At 70.4% G+C, this 18,617-nt stretch carries 16 protein-coding genes; 10 read left to right on the forward strand and 6 right to left on the reverse strand.

The genetic code is table 11. The features are described from left to right. Positions 1-64: 64 nt before the first annotated feature. A complete protein-coding gene (locus ACGF2Y_RS10530; protein WP_328435279.1) occupies positions 65-211 on the reverse strand; it encodes a hypothetical protein in 147 nt (48 codons plus the stop codon). Between the two features lie 609 nt (positions 212-820). Between ACGF2Y_RS10530 and ACGF2Y_RS10535 the strand changes: the two genes are divergently transcribed. From ACGF2Y_RS10535 to ACGF2Y_RS10545, 3 genes are all read left to right on the forward strand, one after another. Further along, positions 821-1,525: a PE-PGRS family protein gene (locus ACGF2Y_RS10535; RefSeq protein ID WP_392944922.1), complete on the forward strand. Its 705-nt coding sequence runs from the start codon at positions 821-823 to the stop codon at positions 1,523-1,525. 716 nt (positions 1,526-2,241) lie between these two features. Next, positions 2,242-4,641, forward strand: coding sequence for a 2OG-Fe(II) oxygenase (locus tag ACGF2Y_RS10540; RefSeq protein WP_392944924.1), 2,400 nt, complete (start codon positions 2,242-2,244; stop codon positions 4,639-4,641). 235 nt (positions 4,642-4,876) lie between these two features. Further along, entirely contained in the window at positions 4,877-7,528 is a 2,652-nt protein-coding gene (locus ACGF2Y_RS10545) for a DEAD/DEAH box helicase family protein (protein ID WP_392944926.1), read from the forward strand. Positions 7,529-7,615: 87 nt separating this feature from the next. Here the strand turns inward: ACGF2Y_RS10545 and ACGF2Y_RS10550 are convergent, their stop codons facing one another. Continuing rightward, entirely contained in the window at positions 7,616-8,833 is a 1,218-nt protein-coding gene (locus ACGF2Y_RS10550; RefSeq protein ID WP_392944928.1) for an IS110 family transposase, read from the reverse strand. 285 nt (positions 8,834-9,118) lie between these two features. Between ACGF2Y_RS10550 and ACGF2Y_RS10555 the strand changes: the two genes are divergently transcribed. After that, positions 9,119-9,934 carry a transposase gene (locus ACGF2Y_RS10555; RefSeq protein ID WP_392944930.1) on the forward strand — a complete coding sequence of 272 codons (816 nt, stop codon included), beginning with the start codon at positions 9,119-9,121 and terminating at the stop codon, positions 9,932-9,934. 347 nt (positions 9,935-10,281) lie between these two features. Here ACGF2Y_RS10555 and ACGF2Y_RS10560 read toward each other — a convergent pair whose 3' ends face one another. Continuing rightward, complete coding sequence (locus ACGF2Y_RS10560; RefSeq protein WP_392945341.1) at positions 10,282-10,830, reverse strand: Uma2 family endonuclease; 549 nt, start codon at positions 10,828-10,830, stop codon at positions 10,282-10,284. A gap of 566 nt (positions 10,831-11,396) precedes the next feature. Here ACGF2Y_RS10560 and ACGF2Y_RS10565 point away from each other — a divergent pair. The 3 genes from ACGF2Y_RS10565 (at position 11,397) to ACGF2Y_RS10575 (ending at position 12,750) form a co-directional block, all read left to right on the forward strand. Then, positions 11,397-11,585, forward strand: a complete 189-nt coding sequence (locus ACGF2Y_RS10565; RefSeq protein ID WP_392944933.1) for a hypothetical protein — start codon at positions 11,397-11,399, stop codon at positions 11,583-11,585. 428 nt (positions 11,586-12,013) lie between these two features. Continuing rightward, a complete protein-coding gene (locus ACGF2Y_RS10570; RefSeq protein ID WP_392944935.1) occupies positions 12,014-12,151 on the forward strand; it encodes a hypothetical protein in 138 nt (45 codons plus the stop codon). A gap of 32 nt (positions 12,152-12,183) precedes the next feature. Beyond that, positions 12,184-12,750: a MazG-like family protein gene (locus tag ACGF2Y_RS10575; protein ID WP_392944936.1), complete on the forward strand. Its 567-nt coding sequence runs from the start codon at positions 12,184-12,186 to the stop codon at positions 12,748-12,750. Between the two features lie 229 nt (positions 12,751-12,979). Here ACGF2Y_RS10575 and ACGF2Y_RS10580 read toward each other — a convergent pair whose 3' ends face one another. Continuing rightward, positions 12,980-13,852, reverse strand: a complete 873-nt coding sequence (locus ACGF2Y_RS10580; protein WP_392944938.1) for an undecaprenyl-diphosphate phosphatase — start codon at positions 13,850-13,852, stop codon at positions 12,980-12,982. A gap of 209 nt (positions 13,853-14,061) precedes the next feature. Beyond that, positions 14,062-14,784, reverse strand: a complete 723-nt coding sequence (locus ACGF2Y_RS10585; RefSeq protein ID WP_392944940.1) for a TVP38/TMEM64 family protein — start codon at positions 14,782-14,784, stop codon at positions 14,062-14,064. Positions 14,785-15,007: 223 nt separating this feature from the next. Here ACGF2Y_RS10585 and ACGF2Y_RS10590 point away from each other — a divergent pair, with 223 nt between their 5' ends. The 3 genes from ACGF2Y_RS10590 to ACGF2Y_RS10600 all read left to right on the forward strand — a co-directional run bounded on the left by ACGF2Y_RS10590 (position 15,008) and on the right by ACGF2Y_RS10600 (position 17,455). After that, positions 15,008-15,166 (forward strand): hypothetical protein, encoded by a 159-nt coding sequence (locus ACGF2Y_RS10590; RefSeq protein WP_392944942.1) that lies wholly within the window; start codon positions 15,008-15,010, stop codon positions 15,164-15,166. 95 nt (positions 15,167-15,261) lie between these two features. Next, entirely contained in the window at positions 15,262-16,437 is a 1,176-nt protein-coding gene (gene tuf / locus ACGF2Y_RS10595) for an elongation factor Tu (protein ID WP_392944944.1), read from the forward strand. Between the two features lie 172 nt (positions 16,438-16,609). Then, the gene (locus tag ACGF2Y_RS10600) at positions 16,610-17,455 is read left to right on the forward strand and encodes a spermidine synthase (RefSeq protein ID WP_392944946.1); all 846 of its coding nucleotides are present in this window, start codon (positions 16,610-16,612) and stop codon (positions 17,453-17,455) included. A 65-nt stretch (positions 17,456-17,520) separates the two neighbouring features. Here ACGF2Y_RS10600 and ACGF2Y_RS10605 read toward each other — a convergent pair whose 3' ends face one another. Further along, entirely contained in the window at positions 17,521-18,615 is a 1,095-nt protein-coding gene (locus ACGF2Y_RS10605) for a hypothetical protein (protein WP_392944948.1), read from the reverse strand. Between the last annotated feature and the right edge of the window lie 2 nt (positions 18,616-18,617).

The raw sequence follows: 18,617 nt of genomic DNA on the forward strand, positions 1-18,617 counted from the left end.
ATGCACTATCAGTCACGCATGAATGTTCTTCGAGCGAACGGATGCTCGATATATGGGGTTGCGTTCAAGGGCGGGTGGCAGCTCCAGCTCCGCGGTCGATCTCGGTGACGACCCAGAGGATGCCGCAGGGGTGCCAGGAGCGGGCCGCGACCAGGTCGAACTCGCTGCCGAGACCCGCCGCTTCTTCCGTGGACACCGACATCGGCCGCACACGTCCGCGGCTCCTTCGGCGGCCCGCACGTCCGCTACGTCCGCCCGCGACGATGGATACGACGCCGCGGACCGCCTGGAGCTCCTGGCCGGAGCGCCGGCATCGCGGGCACCCTCCACCCCGAGCTCGGCGAGAACTTGTTCGACCAAGCCGTCGACGCGGCCGTCGGCATCAACGACGAGTCGGCCCGGCCCCCTTCAGGGCGGGGTTGGCGGCGGAAAGAAGACCGCTTGATTGGTGTTCAGCCGGCGCCGGGCCCCGTCCTTGTCCAAGGACCACAAGGCGGCCAGCCGTGGCAGGAGAGCGGGGAGGTCGGACGGGCGGCTCGGCCTGCCGTGGTGGCGGGTGAAAGGCCGTCGGTTTCCAGGAGTACACGATCGGGCGGGATCTCCCGAAGCAGTCGTTGGGCGCGTGCGGAGGTAATCATGGCGGGGTTGACGGAGAACGAGGGCTTCCCCTGTTCTTGCCCACATCGGGCACGTTGGGCCCCGCCGCCCCGCTCATGAACCGTGCTCATGGTCCGCGTCCAAGGCAACAAGCGGGACCCCCGCGCACTGTGACTCGGGGCAGGCCTCATGCTTCTGCGAGAGGAGCACCAGACTGTCCGTCATGGACACCTCCTCAGGACACCCGGACCGTGAAGAAGCAGAGCGGCTGAGCACCGCCGTGGGGGTCCTCGCTGACTTCCTGAGCCGCCAGCCGCTCACTCAGACCCTGGCCTCGCTGGAGCACCGATTGAAGGGCGCCGACGGGATAGATGTCATGCGGGTCGCGGAGGACGGCCACGTCGTTCCGGAGCTGCTTGCCTCAGCGCTCACGGTCCGCGAGAGCCTGGGCCGGATCAACGACTTGATCCACGCCTGCGGCATCCTCCTCGTACTGCCCCACATCCTCGGGGAAGGAGAGCACATCACCGTCCGCCCCTCCCTCGGCGCCGGCAATGACCCGAGCCGCCCGTACGACGTGGAGACAGACCAGCGCATCGCGGAGTTCAAGCTCGCTCGTTGGCGCGGCGCGGACGCCATGCGTAAGCGCCAGACCTTCAAGGACCTCGTGATGCTCGCCGCCGACACCTCCGGCCGCCGGGCAGAGCTGTTCGTGATCGGCCCCGAGCCCCGCCGCTTCCTGACCACCAGCACTTCAACCGCGGCCTGGGCCCTGGACCGCACCCCAGGGGCACTGCGGACCTTCACCACGGTCTTCGGCCCGCCGAGCATGTCCGTCGCCCAGTTCACCGCGACCCATGCCGCCCACGTTCAGATCACCGATCTGCGGGATCTTCTCCCCGCGCCCGTCGTAGCCTTCCTGCAGTGAAATGTCCCCGGTATGAGGCACGAGCCTTGCGAAAAGCCCTGCACTCACGCTCCCCCGGCGGCGCGTTCCTCGTGCGGGCCCTGCTGGTGCTGACGAACCGGGAAGTCGCCCGCTGACCGACGATCTTCGCCGAAGTCATCCGTCCGCCACCAGCACGAGCATCCCGAACCCTACGCACACCAGGCCCGTGACCAGCAACTTCACGATGCACAGTGCTCATTGACCCGGCTTCCAGGAATGCCGCACACGCGTGAGCCCACGCCGGCGGAACTGAAGCCATACCTCAAGGGATGGAGCCCCGACGGACCGGAACGGCGCGACGGACGATGACGTGAGCAGCCGGCCAGAGGTGCGGCTCGCACGACTGGTGGCGCTGGCGCCCGTCAGTCGTCCTTGGCGATCCGGGATTCCCGCCGCCGCAAGCCGGGCTGTTCGTCGGCGCGGCCGCTCAGAGAGCTCGCCGCACGACATCCCCGCGCGTAGGCACCGGGATGGGGTACCGCCTAAGATCCGGCTGAGGTCGATCTCCACAGGGAACAGAACCGCCCCCTTGATCACCCCGCTGAACGCCCCACCGGTCCCGGGCCTTCCCTGAACCTGCGCGGGTGCCCCGAATGTCAAGGCCGTTCTGCCATCTGAGAATAGGGACTTCCAGCAGCGCTAGGGTTTCCGGGACAGGCCGTACGGCACGCTGCCGACCAGGGGAACGAAACACCATGGGACACGGAGCACGCAAGCAACTGGCGAAGCTGCTCGATGCCTCGGAGCGATGCGGGGACTTCAGTACCCGCAGCGAGATGTCCGCCCGCGCGCTGCGGATCGAGGTCGACGGCGTCGGGGTGCTGCCCCTGCCGTTGCGCGCTCCGGTCACCAAGAAGCTGATCGCGCAGGCCCGGCAGGCCCGCTTCGGCCGCGGTGAGCAGACCCTGGCCGACACCAGCGTGCGCGATACTTGGGAGATCACCCCGGACCGGATCACCCTGGGCGGCCCCGACTGGGACCGCACCCTGAGCGGCGTCCTCGACGGCGTCCGTACCGCGCTCGGTCTGCCGCCCACCACCGTCCTGCGGGCCGAACCGCATGCGCTGCTCGTCTACGGCAAGGGCCAGTTCTTCCTGCCGCACCAGGACTCCGAGAAGGACGACTCCATGGTGGGCACCCTGGTGGTCTCGCTGCCCTCGCACCACACCGGCGGCGAACTCGTAGTCTCGCACGCCGGCCGGAGCGTCGTACACCAGGCGTCCCGGGAGAAGCTGACCTTCGCTGCCTTCTACGCGGACTGCCTGCACGAGGTCAAGCCCGTCAAGTCCGGCTACCGCGTCACTCTCACCATGAACCTCCTCGCCGAACGCACCCGCCCGGCCGGCGAGGACGACGGCGGCCCGGCCGCCGACCTGGCCCACTGCCTGACCGAACACTTCACCGAGCCGGCCGAAGAGCGCTACGCTTACGGCCGCCAGAAAACGGCGCCCCCGAACCGCCTCGTGTACCTCCTCGACCACGAGTACACCCAGCGTGGCCTGGACTGGGACCGCCTCAAGGGTGCCGACGCCACTCGCGCCGCTCTGCTCCGCCAGGCCGCCGGGCAGGCAGGCTGCGAGGCGGTCCTCGCATTGGCCGAGGTGAAAGAGACTTGGGACGCCGTACCGCCCTACGACCGCTTTGACTACTACGGCGATGTTGAGCACTTCGACGGCTGCGAGGACGAGGAGTGCGAGGGTGAGTGCCTCCTCGACCCCGACGGGGAGCCCGGGGCCGAGCGCCGCCGCAGTGGCGACTTCTCCGACTACGAGCTGGGCGACCTGATCGACGACGAGATCACCCTCGACTGGTGGACCCGCCCCGATGGCGCCGACGGTGAGCAGATCTCCCTGCCCGTCTCTTACGCCGAGGTGTGCGCCACCACCGAGAACAAGGACCTCACGCCCTACCAGTCCGAGTACGAGGGCTACATGGGCAACTACGGCAACACCCTGGACCGCTGGTACCGGCGGGCCGCAGTGGTGCTCTGGCCCCGGCAACGCTCGTTCGCGGCACGCGCCGAGGCCGGCTCCGAGGGAGCCCTGCGAGAACTCCAGGGCCACCTGGACACCGGGGAGTTGGAGCTGGCGCGTACGCTCGCCCGGTCGCTCGCCCCGATCTGGAAGCATCGCGGTTCGGGCGAAGCGGCCGCTCCACTCTTCACTGCCGCCCTGCACGTCGCGGCGGGACTGGAGGAAGCGGACACCGCCGCGATGCTCCTTGCGCCCTTCGGGGTGGAGACCCTGAGCGAGCGACACGTCCCCGATCTTGCGGAAGCGGCCGCACGGTACGGGCGGACGTGGTCGCGCGGGGCCGTCGGCAGCTGGTTCGGCTCGGTCGCCGCGTACACCGGGGCGGATCGCGCAGCGTGGCTCGAGTCTCTGCCCGGCCTCTGTGCCGCGCTGCGGACCGCTGACGGTGACGGAGACGCGGTGGCGGCACCGCTGGTCGAAGGCGTCTGGCAAGCGGCCGAGCAGCAGCTCACCGGCTGGCTCGACGTGGGCCGCGAGGCGGAGTGCCGCGCGGGCATGGAACGGCTGGGAGCTCCCTTGGCCCGCATCCTGCAGGCGTGCGACCCGAAAACCGCTGGCACGATCGTCACAGCGCTGCGCGGCCTGCCGGACACCGCCCTGGAATGCCTGCTCCCAGCCCTGCGCACCGCGGCCCGCCGACCGACGACCGTACGAGACGGGGCACCCGCGGCCCACGCCTTCCAGACGCTCGCCGACCACTGCGAGGCCCGGCTCACCGCGGCCGTTACCCGCCCCGTACGCGCGGCGGACGACTGGTCACTCACCCCGGCCGGTACCTGCCGGTCCGGCTGCGGCCTCTGCCCCGACCTCGACGCCTTCCTCACCTCCCGCACCCGTCGGGTCATGGATTGGCCGCTCGCGAAGGACCGGCGCCGCCACATCCACAGTCGTATCGATCTGGCCGGCCTGCCCGTGTCCCACACCACCCGGCGTCAGGGACGCCCCTACACCCTGGTCCTGACCAAGACGAACGCGGTGTTCACCCGTGAGCAAGCGGCCCGCATCCGCGCCGAGACCGACCTGGCGTGGCTGCGGGAGAAATGGCCCCGGCCACGCGGCTGAAAGGGGACAGACAAGCCCCGCGGTTCGCGCGCCTGGAACCGGCAGTCCGCACCCGGGACGCGGATGCCGCCGCGTCCCGGCTGGCCGCGCATCGCCACCTGCCGGTACCTCGGGGCCACGCAAGCCTGGGCGGCCGGCGGACCGGCGCCGGACGGGTAGGCCATCGGCTCGATCACCCCGTGGGAATCTAAGCGAAAACGGCCTCTCCACGGACGCGAATCCGGATCATGGAGGGGTGGAGGACTGGCACGACTGTAACGACCTGGCCGAACTGCGCATCCGCCTCGATGTGGCGCTCGAAGAGATCGTCGCACTACGCGCGGAGCTCGCCGAGGTGCGCGCCGAGAACCTGCGCCTGCGCAGCCGCCCGGGAGTTCCCGCAGCCGACGCGCCGCGGGCGCTGCCCCCGGTCCCCGAGCCTCCCGCACCGGTCATTACGGAAGGCGGGCACGGGCTGCCGTACGCGGACGCGACCTCCGGCGCGGAGGCAAAGATCGCGCTGTTCCGGGCCCTGTTCGCCGGCCGCGAGGATGTCTACGCCACCCGGTGGGTGAGCGCGAAGACGGGCCGGACGGGCTGGAGCCCCGCAGAGGACAACCCCTTCGCCAAGAACAAGAACGATGCCGAGCGGGTGTTCTGGCCGCTGACCGACAGAGCCGTCTACAACCACCTCTCCCACCCCGAGCCCGGCGCCCGGGAGACCCACCTGGGGCTGTACCCACTGCTGGCAGACGACACCTGCCGCCTCCTTGCCGTCGACTTCGACGGCAAGGACGGCAGCGACTGGCGCGGCGACGCGGCCGCCTACGCCTCCGCCTGCCACGACGCCGGTGTCCCCGCCCTGCTCGAGGTCTCCCGCTCCGGGGCCGGCGCCCACGTATGGACCTTCTTCGCCGCCCCCGTCGCCGCGGTTACCGCCCGCACGCTGGGGATGGCGCTTCTTCGCCGGGCGATCGACGTCCGCGGACAGATGACACTGTCCAGCTACGACCGGCTCTTCCCCGCCCAGGACCTACTGCCGACGAACGCCAAGGGCAACGCCCGGTTCGGCAACCTGATCGCGCTCCCGCTGCAGGGGGCCTCCCGACTCAAGGGCACCACGGTGTTCTGCGCCCCGAAGACCTGGGAGCCGTACCCCGACCAGTTCGCCCGCCTGTCCACGATCGAGCGGCTCTCCCCGACCCAAGTCGAGGCGCTCGTTGACAAGCTCGGCGAGGTCAAGGCGGGCCCGTCGGCGACCGCGCCGGTCCTGCCGCCCAAGTCCCGGCGGCGCGCTCTGGGCAAAGCCCCCGAGGTCGTCGAGGCGCGCTTGTCGGCGATGCTCGCGATCTCCACCAAGGGCCTGCCGACCGCCTTGGTAGCCGCGCTCCAGCACACGGCGTCGTTCCACAACCCGGAGTTCTACCGCCGCCAGAGCCAGCGGTACTCCACCTGGGATACCCCGCGCCTAGTCTGCTCCTTCGACGCCACCGACCCGGACTGGATCAAGCTGCCGCGTGGCCTGCGCGATGAAGCGGCCCAGCTCATCGCCGTCGCCGGCGGCACGCTCACGGTCACCAGCGAACTCGCGGACGTCGAGCCGATCAACGCCCGCTTCACCGGCGAGCTGACCGACGTGCAGGCCCGCGCGGTCGACGCGGTAAGGGACCACACCAGCGGGGTGCTCGTAGCGCCGCCGGGCTCGGGCAAGACGGTCATGGCCTGCGCGCTGATCGCCCACCACGAGACGCCCACCGCGATCATCGTCAACCGCTCCGAGCTGCTGTCCCAGTGGCAGGACCGCTTGGCCACATTCCTCGAACTCGACGAGGGCCGCGTCGGTTCCCTGGGAGCGGGCAAGGACCGCCGCGGCCATGTGGTCGACCTGATCATGCTCCAGACGCTCAGCCACCGCGACGCCCCAGACGGCCTGCTGAACGGCTACGGCCTGGTGGTCGTCGACGAGTGCCACGCCGTGGGCGCACAGGGCGCCGAAGCCGCGATCCGCAAGGCCCGCGCCCCACGCTGGATCGGCCTGTCGGCAACCCCATACCGGGCGGATCAGATGGATCCGCTGATCACCATGCAGTGCGGACCCATCCGGCACGAGATCGCCGACACCAGCGCTTTCGCGAAGCACCTCATCGTCCACCCCACCCCGTTCACCACCGACGAGCCAGGCAACGACGGAGCCTCATTCCAGGCGATCTACACCGAACTCGCCGCGAACTCCGACCGCAACACCCAGATCGCTGCCGACATCGCAGACGCCGCCCGGCGCGGACGATGCAGCCTGGCCCTGACCAACCGCGTCGAACACCTCCACCAACTCGGCACCGCCCTCGCCACACACGGCATCGAACCCCTGCTCCTGCACGGCGGCATGCTCTCGGCCGAACGGGCCCGCGTCCGTGCCCGCCTGGCCGACGAGACGACTACCCCGCTGGTGCTGCTGGCCATCGACAAGCTCGCTGGCGAGGGATTCGATGCCCCCAGGCTCGACACCCTGTTCCTCACCAGCCCGGTCTCCTTCAAGGGACGGGTGATTCAGCAGGTCGGCCGGATCATGCGCAACACCGAGTCGAAGAAGTCCCACGTCGAGGCGCACGACTACCTCGACGCGGACGTGCCCTGGCTGGAACGCATGCACCACAAGCGGCGCCGCATCCTCGAACGCCGCGGCTTCACCGCCACGACCTCCGAGACCCTGCTCCAGCCGCCCGCCCAGCCCGTTGTCCCCGCGCGCCACCGACCGGAGCCCTCACAATCCGCGCCGACACCGCCGGTGGCCGAGGTGCGGCGGTGGGCCAAGGACCAGGGGATGGACGTGCCACCGCGAGGCCGACTCCGCAGCGACATCTGGGACGCCTGGCACGAGGCCCATTCCCAGGCTCAGCCGGTCAGCTGATCCGGTGAGCCTGCGGACGGGGGGGTGCCTCCATGTCCTTCGTCAAGGCGCCTGTGTCGGGGTTGGGGTGATTTGGTCTTGTTGGGGTCATGCGGCGAGCTCGACGTCCGTGGGCGTGCGGGACTCGTAGAAGGTGCCGTCGCGGAGCATGGCGAACAGGACGCTGATGCGTTGGCGGGCGAGGCGGAGGAGGGCTTGGGTGTGGGTTTTGCCGCGTGCGCGTTGCTTGTCGTAGTAGGCGCGGGAGGCGGGATCGGCGTTCATGCAGGCGAAGGCGGACAGAAACATGGCGCGTTTGAGCTGGCGGTTTCCGCCTCGGGGCGCGTGTTCGCCGTGGATCGAGGTGCCCGACGCCTTCGTGGTCGGGGCGAGGCCGGCGTAGGAGGCGAGGTGGGCGGCGGAGGGGAAGCCGGTGCCGTCGCCGACGGTGACCAGCAGGACAGCGGCGGTCCTGACGCCGACGCCGGGCATCGACGTCAGGACCTCGGAAAGAGGGTGGGCCTCCAGCAGGGCGTTGATCTGGGCTTCCATCGCCCGGCGCTGGGTGTGGACGGCAGCGAGCGAGGCGGCCAGGGAAGGGACGACGATGTCGAGGGTGCCGGTGCCGGGGACGACGACGGTCTGTTCGTCGAGGGCGTCGAAGACGTCGTCGATCAGCCGGTGAGCCATGCGGGGGGCTTTCGGGCGGATCAGCTCCACGAGTCTGCGGCGGCCGGCCCTGCGCAGGGCGGCCGGGGAGCCGTAGCGTTCCAGCAGCCAGGTGACGGCCTGGTGGTCGAGGCGGGGGCCCAGGACGCGTTCCAGGCTGGGGTGGAACTGGGTGAGCAGGCCTCGTATCCGGTTGGACGTGCGGGTGGCCTCGGCGGCGAGGTCCTGGTCGAAGCCGACGAGAACCGTGAGTTCGGCGGTGATCTCGTCGGTCAGCTCCAGGGACCGCAGGGTGTGCGGCATGGTGCGGGCGGCGTCCGCTATCACCGCGGCGTCCTTGGCGTCGGTCTTGGCCTCGCCGGGGTAGAGGTCGGTGATCCGGCGCATGGCGAGTCCGGGCAGGTAAGCGACCTTGCAGCCGGCATCGCGGGCGACGGTCAGGGGCAGGGCGCCGATGGAGGCGGGCTGGTCCACGATCAGCAGGACGGTGCCGAACTTCGCGGTCAGCTTGTCGAAAACGGCCCGCAGCTTGGATTCGCTGTTGGGCAGCGGCTCGTCGAAGACCTTCTTGCCCGCAGGGGTCAGTCCGTGGCCGTGGTGGGCCGACTTGCCCACGTCCAGGCCCAGGAACACACCGACGTTGTCGATCTCGAACATGCTGCCCTTCCAGCGGTGTTGACGGTGCCGGCCCCAGCTCGGGTGTCGTGCTCGCGCATCCACGTTATGCAGACCTGCCGCCCGCGAACTGTCCGGCATCGCGCCGGACCGGGCGGTGGCCGGACCTCTCATCAGCGTCTCCGACGAACACCCCCGGGCCCGGTGACACCACCCCCCAGGTCATGCCTTCGACAGGGGGCAACCGTCATGCCGGGCCCGGAGGCCAGCGGCCCTCTTGCAGGACCACGAAAAACATAACGGGGCGAGGGCGTCCATGGTCAGTCTGTGACGAACGACCTGAACGCCCTGGCAACGGCACTCTACGTCCGGATCGACGACACGTTGCAGGCTTCGCCGGAACTTGCCCCGTGGCGCCCGGCGGTCGGGATCGCACCCACGCTCAGTGACTCCGCACTGCGCACCCTCGCCGTAATGTCGGCGCTGCTCGGCTACACCTCCGAGCGGCGCTGGCTGCGCCGTGTCGCGGCGGACTGCCGCGGCATGTTCCCCTACGTACCCGACCAGTCCGGCCACAACAAGCGGCTGCGAGCGGCCTCGTCGCTGCTCACCCGCATGATCCGGATCCTGGCGGCGGACACCACGCTGTGGAGCGACGATGTCTGGGGGGTCTACTCCACCCCGGTCGGCTGTGGCTGCTCGCGAGAGACCGCGAAGCGCTCCGACCTGGCCGGCTGGGCGCAGTACGGCTATTGCTCGTCGCACTCCCGGTACTTCTGGGGACTGCGGCTGCACCAGGTGTGCACGATCGGCGGGCTGCCCGTGCTGCTCGCACTGACCGGTGCCAAGGCCGACGAGCGCGAGACGTTGCGCGACATGCTCGACACCGCGCCGGACGTGACGGCCTCCCACTCCCGGCAGACGATCACCGGTGACAAGAACTACTACGGCCGCGAGTTCGAGCGGGACCTGACCGAGCGTGAGCTGGTGCTGTTACGGCTGGCCCGCAAGGGAGAAGCCGAGCGGGCCGGGGCGCATCTATGCAAGCCGCTGCGGCAGGTCATCGAGTCGATCAACCAGACCTTCAAGGGACAGTCCTGGTCGACCGCGGCGCCCCGGGCGGGCCCGCGCCCCGCCGCTTGATCAGCAGCTGGACCATCTGAAACGGTACGAGGTGTTCGGCGGCGCCCTGCCGCTGCCGGGCACGACGGAGGCGGCCCGCCCGAACATCTCCATGTCAATCTGGCGCACCCTCGCTCACTCACCGCGTCTACGCCTGCGAGTCCTCCTTCAGCGCCGACATCGTCTGGACCCGCCTCGACCGCGTCGACTTCACCCCCGCCGCCCGCCTCGACCCGACCGCCGACAACCTGGTCGGCGACGTCACCGGCCGGTACGAGCTGCGTGAACCGTTCACCCTCGCCCCCGGGGGGCGTGAGGCGGCTCACTCTTCCAGCTCGCGAAGCCGTGGCCCGGCGTCCGGCAGAGAGTCAGGGCACGAGGCTGTCGAGGTCGATGTCGAGGGGGATGGGGACGGAGACCTTCAACCGGTTGCGGTGGATGCCGGTGGCCACGTAGCTGCTGGTCATGACGTCGAGTTCGTAGGTGTGGACGGTGGGGGCACCGGCCTCGTCCGCGACGCGCCAGAAGTGAGGGATCCTGGCCTGTGCGTACTTGAAGGGCTTCAGGGAGCGGTCGCGGTCCGCCGACTCCTCCGAGACGACCTCGATGACCAGGGCGACGTCCTCGGGCGCGTACCACGTCCGGTCGGGGTCGTACGGGGCGGTCGTGATCAGGATGTCCGGCTCGGGGCGGCTCTTCTTGTCGAGCCGGACGGTCATCTCACGCTCGGCGTCGAACCCGACGGGGGCGGCCTGGCGCAGGGCGAAGGTCAGGTTCTCCACCAGCCGGGCGTGCCAGGACCGCTGCGGCGACATCATGAAGATCAGGGCTCCGTCGATGAGTTCGGTGTGCCGCGGTGCCTGGGCGAGGCCGTCGAGGTCATCGGCTTCCCAGCCGCTGATCCTGGGCGGGATCATCCAGTCGGGGAGTTCGGCGGTCACGGCTTCCTCCAGGCGCCTCGAAGAGGTCAGGGGCCCTCATCCCGGATCGCGGACACGGGCGCAACGCTGGTGTCAGCATAGTCGAGCGACCGGACCTCTCACTCGGCCCGTGTGAGCCCGACGAGCCGGAGGCCGGTGATCATCTCGGTGTGGATCCGGGCGCCGTGGTTTATGGACGAGCTGCTTCGGCGGAGTGGTGCACGTCAGCTTGAGCGTCGGGTCGAGGTCGGCCGACACCAGGCTCGCGATGTCGTCGAGGTCGCAGTCGTAGCCCCGTCCTTTCCTCACAGGGCAGGGGGCCGCAAGTGGTGCCCTGGCGTACGGCGGTGCCGCGGCTGGTTCCCGGGTTCCGTCGAGCCGTGCGGAGCGTCAGCTGGTGCTGGACGCGACCTGCCACGTGCGGGCCGCCCGCGCCCTCGACCGGCTCGCTCGGGACCTGGTCGACAGCTCGGAGTTCACCCCGATCGCCCTGCACGCGGATGCCTGGCGCCACAGCCGGCCCTCAGCCTCACAGTTCGCGAGCCCTGCACCTGTCCGGCTGCATGGAGGGCGCCCAGTTCTGGTTCCCGAACGCCGTCGGCGCCGGCTCGGCCACCGCTGCCCGCGCCCTCTACCTCCTGCACCTGTCCCGGGCCGAGGTCACCGTCGCCCACCACTGGCAAGAGCAGACCACCAGCCCCACTGCTGACCTCGCAGTCGTGGTGTCGTCAGGGTGCGTCCGGTGCCGGTGAGGCATCCGTTGATGATGTCGCTACGGTATTGGATCCGACGGAGTCCGTGTCGTAGCCGGCGGATGAGTGATCGGGGTCGGTGAAGGCGGTGTTTGCCTGGGTGGTCCTGCGGAGGATGGGCCAGATGCCTTCGAAGGCATGGAGGTTGGGCGCGTAGGGTGGCAGGTGGTAGGCGATGATCCAGTCCTGTGCGTCGGTGAGGGCCCGCATGCGGAGGTCTCACCATCGCCTTCAATCCGGCCTGGCCTACGCCGAGCAACATCTGCACGGACGCCGAGCTGATCACCGAACTCCTCGCCCCCGCCCTGTTCGGCCACCACCGGCCCCGGCAGGTCACCGAGGTCGAGCACCACCTCGCGCACGCCGTCTTCGCCGCCCTCGCCCACGTCTCCGGCCCCCTCGCTGGGTGCCTGGCCGACTGCCGGTACGTGCACGAGCCGCGGACCGACGAGGACCGGCTCACCGACCACTCTGCCCTGACGGTCGCCCTGGCGCTCAACGCCGGGGCGCCGCTGGACGTGACCGATCCGGCCGCGGCGGATGCCGCGGCGCCGGCGCTGTTCTGACCCTGCTGCAGAATCCACCCGAGGAGGACGGCGTGAAGGTTGACACCAGGGACTACGTGACGCGGCTGCGGAAGTGGCTCGACGCGGCCCCGACGTCGGTGGAGGACGCGCGGCTCCTGCGCGTACTCAAGATTTCTGAGGAACTGGGGGAGGTCGCGGAGGCCCTTCACAGGGCGCTCGGCGCCAACCCGCGCAAGGGTGCGTCCCACGACTGGGGGGACGTGGCGAAGGAACTCGCGGACGTCATCGTGACGGCCGTGGTCGCCCTGGACAGCGTGAGCGGGGATGGCGCGACTGTGGTGGAGCAGCAGCTCCAGGGCCGCGTGGAGGAGGAGATCACGGCGGCCGGGGACATCCGGCTCCTCCAGGTCCTCGCGATCAGCGGCGACATGGGCGCCATCGCCAACGCCGTGTACGGCGCGCTGGGCACCGGCGCGCGTGGTGAGGCGGTCGAGATCACGCATACGTGGGAGGACGTGGAGGCGCGCCTCGGCCTGCTCATCCTCACTGCCGCCGCCGCACTGGACGACCTCACCGGCGATGCCTGGGACACGGTGGATGAGCGGCTGCGTTTCCTCGTGGCGAGGGTCGCGGCCTAGGCCGGACATGAACCTCAGCTGACCCGCTCCACCCTCTGCACGGAAGGGCCCGCACGGCCGTGCGGGCCCTTCCGTGTCATCCCCTACTTTGCGGACGCACACGCCCTAACAGGGCGTATCCCGCCTCCCTGGTGGGAGATGAGTGGGAGACAAGTGGGAGATGATCATGGCGTGGTGCTGCAATCAGGCGCTAGCAAATGCTGGATAGCGCTACCTGTGTGGCCCGGTTTCAGCCGCCGGATTCGCCCGCGTGCGGGCTCAGCACACCGGCTCCCACCAGCGCGAACAGCAGGATGCCGAGCAGGATCCGGTAGACCACGAAGGGCATGAAGCTCTTGGTGGTAATGAAGCGCATGAACCACGCGATGACGGCGTATCCGACGACGAACGCCACCAGCGTCGCGAAGATGGTCGGGCCCCAGGAGACATGCCCCTCTCCCACGTCCTTGAGCTCGTAGGCACCCGAGGCGAGCACCGCGGGGATCGCCAGCAGGAACGAGTAGCGGGCGGCCGATTCGCGGGTGTAGCCCATCAGCAGACCACCGCTGATCGTCGCGCCCGACCGGGAGACCCCGGGGACCAGCGCCATCGCCTGGCAGAAACCGAAGATCAGACCGTCCCGGACGCCCAGATCCTTCAGCGTCTTGCGCTCCTTCACCGCGCGGTGCTTGCCGCCCGCCTCGTCGCGCGCGGCCAGCCGGTCCGCGATGCCGAGGACGATGCCCATGCCGATCAGTGTCGTCGCGATCAGTCGCAGATCGCGGAACGGGCCGTCGATCTGGTCCTTGAGCGTGAGGCCCAGCACCCCGATGGGGATCGAGCCGACGATGACCAGCCAGCCCATCTGCGCGTCGTGGTCGCCGCGCATCGAACGGTCCGTCAGCGAGCGGAACCAGGCCGACAGGATCCGCGCGATGTCCTTGCGGAAGTAGATCAGCACCGCCGCCTCCGTGCCGATCTGGCTGATGGCGGTGAATGCGGCCCCCGGGTCGTGCCAGCCGGCGAACGCGGCGGTCAGCCGCAGATGGGCGCTGGAGGAGATCGGCAGGAACTCGGTCAGTCCCTGAACCAGTCCCAGGACGAATGATTCGAACCAGCTCATGGGGCTTTGGCCATCCCGGAAGTGATCGTGCATCGGCCACGGACGACTGGGCCCGTCGGCTGCGTGCGGAGCGAGGAGTGCGGAGTGCGGGGTGAAGCGCGGAGTGAGGAGTGAGGAGTGCGGTCAAGGACATTGAGGTCGCGGGCAGCGTATCGCCTGAAAGTAAACGCCAGGCTGACTGCACCGGTCGTCCACGTGCGGCCCTGCGCTCAGCCCCCCGGCGTGTTCCGGCCGAGCCGGTGGCGCTTGCGCCAGGCGACCAGCGCCCCGCCGAGACCGGACAGCACGATGAAGCCCATGGCGGCCAGGAACACGGGTGAGGTCGGCGACGCGGCCTCGCTGCCGGCTATCACGTACGCCGCCGTGTTCGGGATCGACCCGAGCCCGGTGGCCAGGAGGAACGGCGGAACACCCATCCGGGAGGTCGCCGCGCAGTAGTTGGCGGCGGCGAACGGGATCCCGGGAAAGAGCCGCAGCGCCAGGACGGACCGGAAGCCGTGCCGGCTCAGCACCCCGTCCGCGGCGGTGAGCAGCCTCCCGCGCAGCAGGGTCCGCAGAGCGTCCTGGCCCAGCACCCGGCCCAGCATGAACGACACGCCCGCGCCCAGCACCGTGCCCGCCAGCGCCGCCGCCAGACCCGTCTGCGCGCCGAACAGCGCGCCCGCGGCGATGTTGAGCAGCGGGCGCGGCACGAACGCCACCGTCAGCGCCCCGTACGCGAGCCCGAAGATCATCGCGGCCGTGCCCCCGGTCAGCTGGGGCGGCCAGCCCGACGCCAGCAGCCGCTGTGGTTCGAACAGCAGCATCGTCGACGCGGCCCCGAGCAGGACCACCACGAGCAGCGAGAACCGGGACCACGGCGACAGCAGCGCCCTGGAGAGGCGCGGAGCCGGACCGGCGGCCGGCCGGGCGGTGGGGACGGGGTCGAACATTCGGGGAGAGTAACCGAAAACGCCGTATGATCGTCGTCATGTACGTCGCGTGAACCCCGCCGCCGACGCCCCCGTCCCACCGGACAGCACCCTCGCCGACACCGTCCTGGAGCGGTTCGTCGGCGCCTACGCCGCTGAGGCCGCCGTGAGCGGTGCGCTCCTCCTTTGAAGGCCGTCCGAAAACCGTTCGACGCGGCGGCCGCGCCCGGCCATGATCAGAGGCATGTTCCGGTACGCCTTCCTCGCAGCGCAGTCCGCAGTCGCGGACGCGCCGAAGGCTGCCGTGAACGACGCGGCCCTCGCAGCCGCCCTCTCCGCAGAAGTCGCGGAAGGAGCAGCGTTCACCGCTGTCGCAGCGCCCATCGGCGGCGCCCGAAGCTGACCCTCCCCCGACAGTCCGGCGGACCCCGTGAGGGGAGGGTCGGCGGGGCCCTGGGGTCTTCTTTTCTCAGCTTCGAGTTCTTCAAGGAACGAGTCATGTCCAAGACGGCATACGTGCGCACCAAGCCGCACCTCAACATCGGCACCATGGGTCACGTCGACCACGGCAAGACCACCCTCACCGCCGCCATCACCAAGGTCCTCAGCGAGCGCGGCGGCAGCGGTACCTCCTACGTGTCCTTCGACCGGATCGACCGGGCCCCCGAGGAGGCCCAGCGCGGCATCACCATCAACATCGCGCACGTCGAGTACGAGACCGACACCCGCCACTACGCGCACGTCGACATGCCCGGACACGCCGACTACATCAAGAACATGGTCACCGGAGCGGCGCAGCTGGACGGGGCGATCCTCGTCGTCTCCGCGCTCGACGGGATCATGCCGCAGACCGCCGAGCACGTCCTGCTCGCCCGTCAAGTGGGCGTCGACCACATCGTCGTCGCCCTCAACAAGGCCGACGCGGGTGACCCCGAGCTGACCGACCTGGTCGAGCTGGAGGTCCGCGAGCTGCTCTCCGCGCACGGGTACGGCGGCGACACCGTCCCCGTGGTCCGGGTCTCCGGGCTCAAGGCGCTGGAGGGCGACCCGCGCTGGACGGCGGCGATCGAAGGGCTGCTGGACGCCGTCGACACGTATGTGCCGATGCCGGTGCGCTACACCGACGCGCCGTTCCTGCTGTCCGTCGAGAACGTCCTGACCATCACCGGCCGGGGCACCGTCGTCACCGGCGCCGTCGAGCGCGGCACCGTCCGCGTCGGCGACCGGGTCGCGGTGCTGGGCGCGGACATCGAGACGGTCGTCACCGGCCTGGAGACCTTCGGCAAGCCGATGGAGTCCGCCGAGGCCGGGGACAACGTGGCGCTGCTGCTGCGCGGGGTGGAGCGCGACCGGGTCCGCCGCGGCCATGTCGTGGCCGCGCCGGGCAGTGTGGTGCCGAGCCGCCGTTTCACCGCCCAGGTGTACGTCCTGTCGACGAAGGAGGGCGGCCGGTCGACCCCGGTCGCCACCGGCTACCGGCCGCAGTTCTACATCCGTACGGCGGACGTCGTCGGCGATGTCGACCTCGGCGAGGCGGCCGTCGCGCGCCCCGGTGACACGGTCACGATGACCGTCGAGCTGGGCCGTGACGTGCCGCTGGAGTCCGGTCTCGGCTTCGCGATCCGCGAGGGCGGCCGCACGGTCGGCGCGGGCACGGTCACCGGACTGCTCTGACGGCCCGCCTGCCCGCCACCCCCGCGCCCGGAGGTGGCGGGCAGACAGCGCTGCGGAGGACCGGTCCGCACCGGTCACCCATTTCGTACGGGTCACGGGTCCGCACGGTCACCGGTCCGCACCGGTCACCGTTCCGCACCGGTCACCGGTCCGCACCGGTCACAATGGAGACGTGAACGAGCCGATACCCGTCATCCGCGAGGTCGACTGCGGCACCGCCCGGCTGCTGCCCGACGTGGACCGCGACCGGGCCTGGCTGCTCACGGTCGACGACGCGCCCCAGTCGTACGTCGACCTCGACGACCCGTCCCACCTGGAGTTCGAGTACGTGACGCGGCTCGCCCACGTCGTGGACGGCGCGGCGGAGCCGGGCGCGCCGCTGGACGTCCTGCACCTCGGCGGCGGGGCGCTGACCCTGCCGCGCTATGTGGCGGTGACCCGCCCCGGCTCGCGGCAGGACGTGGTGGAGGCGGACCGCGAGCTGCTGCGGCTGGTCCGGGAGCATCTGCCGCTGCCCGACGGGAGCGGCATCTCCCTGCACGCGGCCGACGCCCGGGAGCGGCTGGAAGCGACTGCCCCCGCGTCCGTCGACCTCCTGATCGCGGACGTCTTCGGCGGCTCCCGGGTTCCGGCGCAGCTCACCTCCGTCGAGTACGCGCGGGCCGCAGGCCGGGCGCTGCGCGGGGACGGGATCTACGCGGCCAACCTGGCCGACAGCGCGCCGTTCGGCTTCCTCCGCTCCCAGCTGGCGAACTTCGCCGCGGTCTTCCCGGAACTCGCCCTGATCGGGGAACCGGCGGTGCTGCGCGGGCGGCGCTTCGGCAACGTCGTGCTCCTCGCCTCGTACGCGCCGATCGACGTGGACCCGCTCGTGCGCCGCTGCGCCGCCGACGCGTTTCCGGCCCGGGTCACCCACGGCGGCGCGCTGGACCGGTTCCTCGGCGGGGCCCGCCCGGTGGCCGACGCGGACGCGGTCGCCTCGCCCGAACCGCCCGACGGGGCCTTCAGCGTCGGCTGAGGCTCCCGGCGGGCGGGCGGGTGGGACCGGGCGGGCCAGGGCGGGAACGCGATGCGGAGCGGGTGTCAGTCGGCGGGCTGGCCCGTGATGCGGACCGTGCTCAGGATCTGCTGGATGGTGGTGTCCGGGAGCTCGTCCTTGACGCCGGTGGCGGCGTAGAGGATCCAGGTCGAGAAATCACCCTTGGCGTTCTTGAAGGAGAAGGCGATCGACTTCCCGTCGCTGTCGCACTTCTCCTTGTTGGCCAGCTCCAGGGCGGTGGCCTGGACGACGCTGCCGGAGAGACCCGACTTGGTGGTGAAGGGCTTGGCCTTGCCGATCTTGACCTTGGACTTCGGGTCCAGCTGGGCGTAGCCGGCCCACACCCAGTTGGCGGCCTCGTTCGTCGCGGCCTCGTCGGTGTTCTTGGCGCCCCGGGCGCCCTTCGTCCCGACGCCGGCCAGCCCGGTGTCCTCCTCCTTGCCGTCTCCGTCGGAGTCGTCGACGCACCACTTGCTCTTGTAGTAGGCGGGCGCGGAGAAGCCGGAGGCCGGCGGGCCGGTGGGGTCCTTGGCGTCCTCGAAGCCGGAGAACATCCCCGAGCTCGCGACCTCCCAGTCACCGGGAACGTCGAACTGCGTGCCCCACTTGGGGTTGGTGACGACCTTCCAGCCCGGAATGAGCGGCTTGGGGTCGCTGTCGGAGCCCCGCGGGTTCTCCGCCGGCGTGGAGCCGGTGGCCGATTCGCTGGGCTCGGCGCTCGGCGACGCGGACTTCTTGTCGTCGGCGACGGTCTTGCCGCCGTCGTCGTCCTTGCCGAGCACGAGGAAACCGGTGACGCCCGCCGCGATCACGACCGCGGTCGCCGCGACGATCGCCACGATCGTCGTCTTCTTCTTGTCGTCGCCGGGCTTACGCCCGCCGGGCGACCCCGGGACGGCGTACTGCGGCACCGTCGGCTGCTGGTAGGGATTGGGCTGCTGGTAGCCCGGCTGCCCGCCGGGCGGCGGGCCCTGCGGGTATCCGTAGCCCGGCTCAGTGGGCTGCCCCGACTGGCCCTGCGGCGGATACCCCGGTTGCTGGTAGGGATTCGGCTGCTGGTACCCCGGCTGCTGGTACGGGTTCTGGTTCTGGTCCTGCGGGTTCTGCTCGCCCCCGGGCGGCTGCGTTCCTGGCCACATGG

Source organism: Streptomyces sp. NPDC048142, assembly GCF_043202835.1.
Lineage (GTDB): Bacteria > Actinomycetota > Actinomycetes > Streptomycetales > Streptomycetaceae > Streptomyces.

Excerpts from the sequence above, each read along its gene's own strand:
- ACGF2Y_RS10535 (WP_392944922.1), top strand. The coding sequence starts at position 821 with ATGGACACCTCCTCAGGACACCCGGACCGTGAAGAAGCAGAGCGGCTG.
- ACGF2Y_RS10540 (WP_392944924.1), top strand. The coding sequence starts at position 2,242 with ATGGGACACGGAGCACGCAAGCAACTGGCGAAGCTGCTCGATGCCTCG.
- ACGF2Y_RS10550 (WP_392944928.1), bottom strand. The coding sequence starts at position 8,833 with ATGTTCGAGATCGACAACGTCGGTGTGTTCCTGGGCCTGGACGTGGGC.
- ACGF2Y_RS10560 (WP_392945341.1), bottom strand. The coding sequence starts at position 10,830 with ATGATCCCGCCCAGGATCAGCGGCTGGGAAGCCGATGACCTCGACGGC.
- ACGF2Y_RS10565 (WP_392944933.1), top strand. The coding sequence starts at position 11,397 with ATGGAGGGCGCCCAGTTCTGGTTCCCGAACGCCGTCGGCGCCGGCTCG.
- ACGF2Y_RS10580 (WP_392944938.1), bottom strand. The coding sequence starts at position 13,852 with ATGAGCTGGTTCGAATCATTCGTCCTGGGACTGGTTCAGGGACTGACC.
- ACGF2Y_RS10585 (WP_392944940.1), bottom strand. The coding sequence starts at position 14,784 with ATGTTCGACCCCGTCCCCACCGCCCGGCCGGCCGCCGGTCCGGCTCCG.
- ACGF2Y_RS10590 (WP_392944942.1), top strand. The coding sequence starts at position 15,008 with ATGTTCCGGTACGCCTTCCTCGCAGCGCAGTCCGCAGTCGCGGACGCG.
- tuf (WP_392944944.1), top strand. The coding sequence starts at position 15,262 with ATGTCCAAGACGGCATACGTGCGCACCAAGCCGCACCTCAACATCGGC.
- ACGF2Y_RS10605 (WP_392944948.1), bottom strand. The coding sequence starts at position 18,615 with ATGTGGCCAGGAACGCAGCCGCCCGGGGGCGAGCAGAACCCGCAGGAC.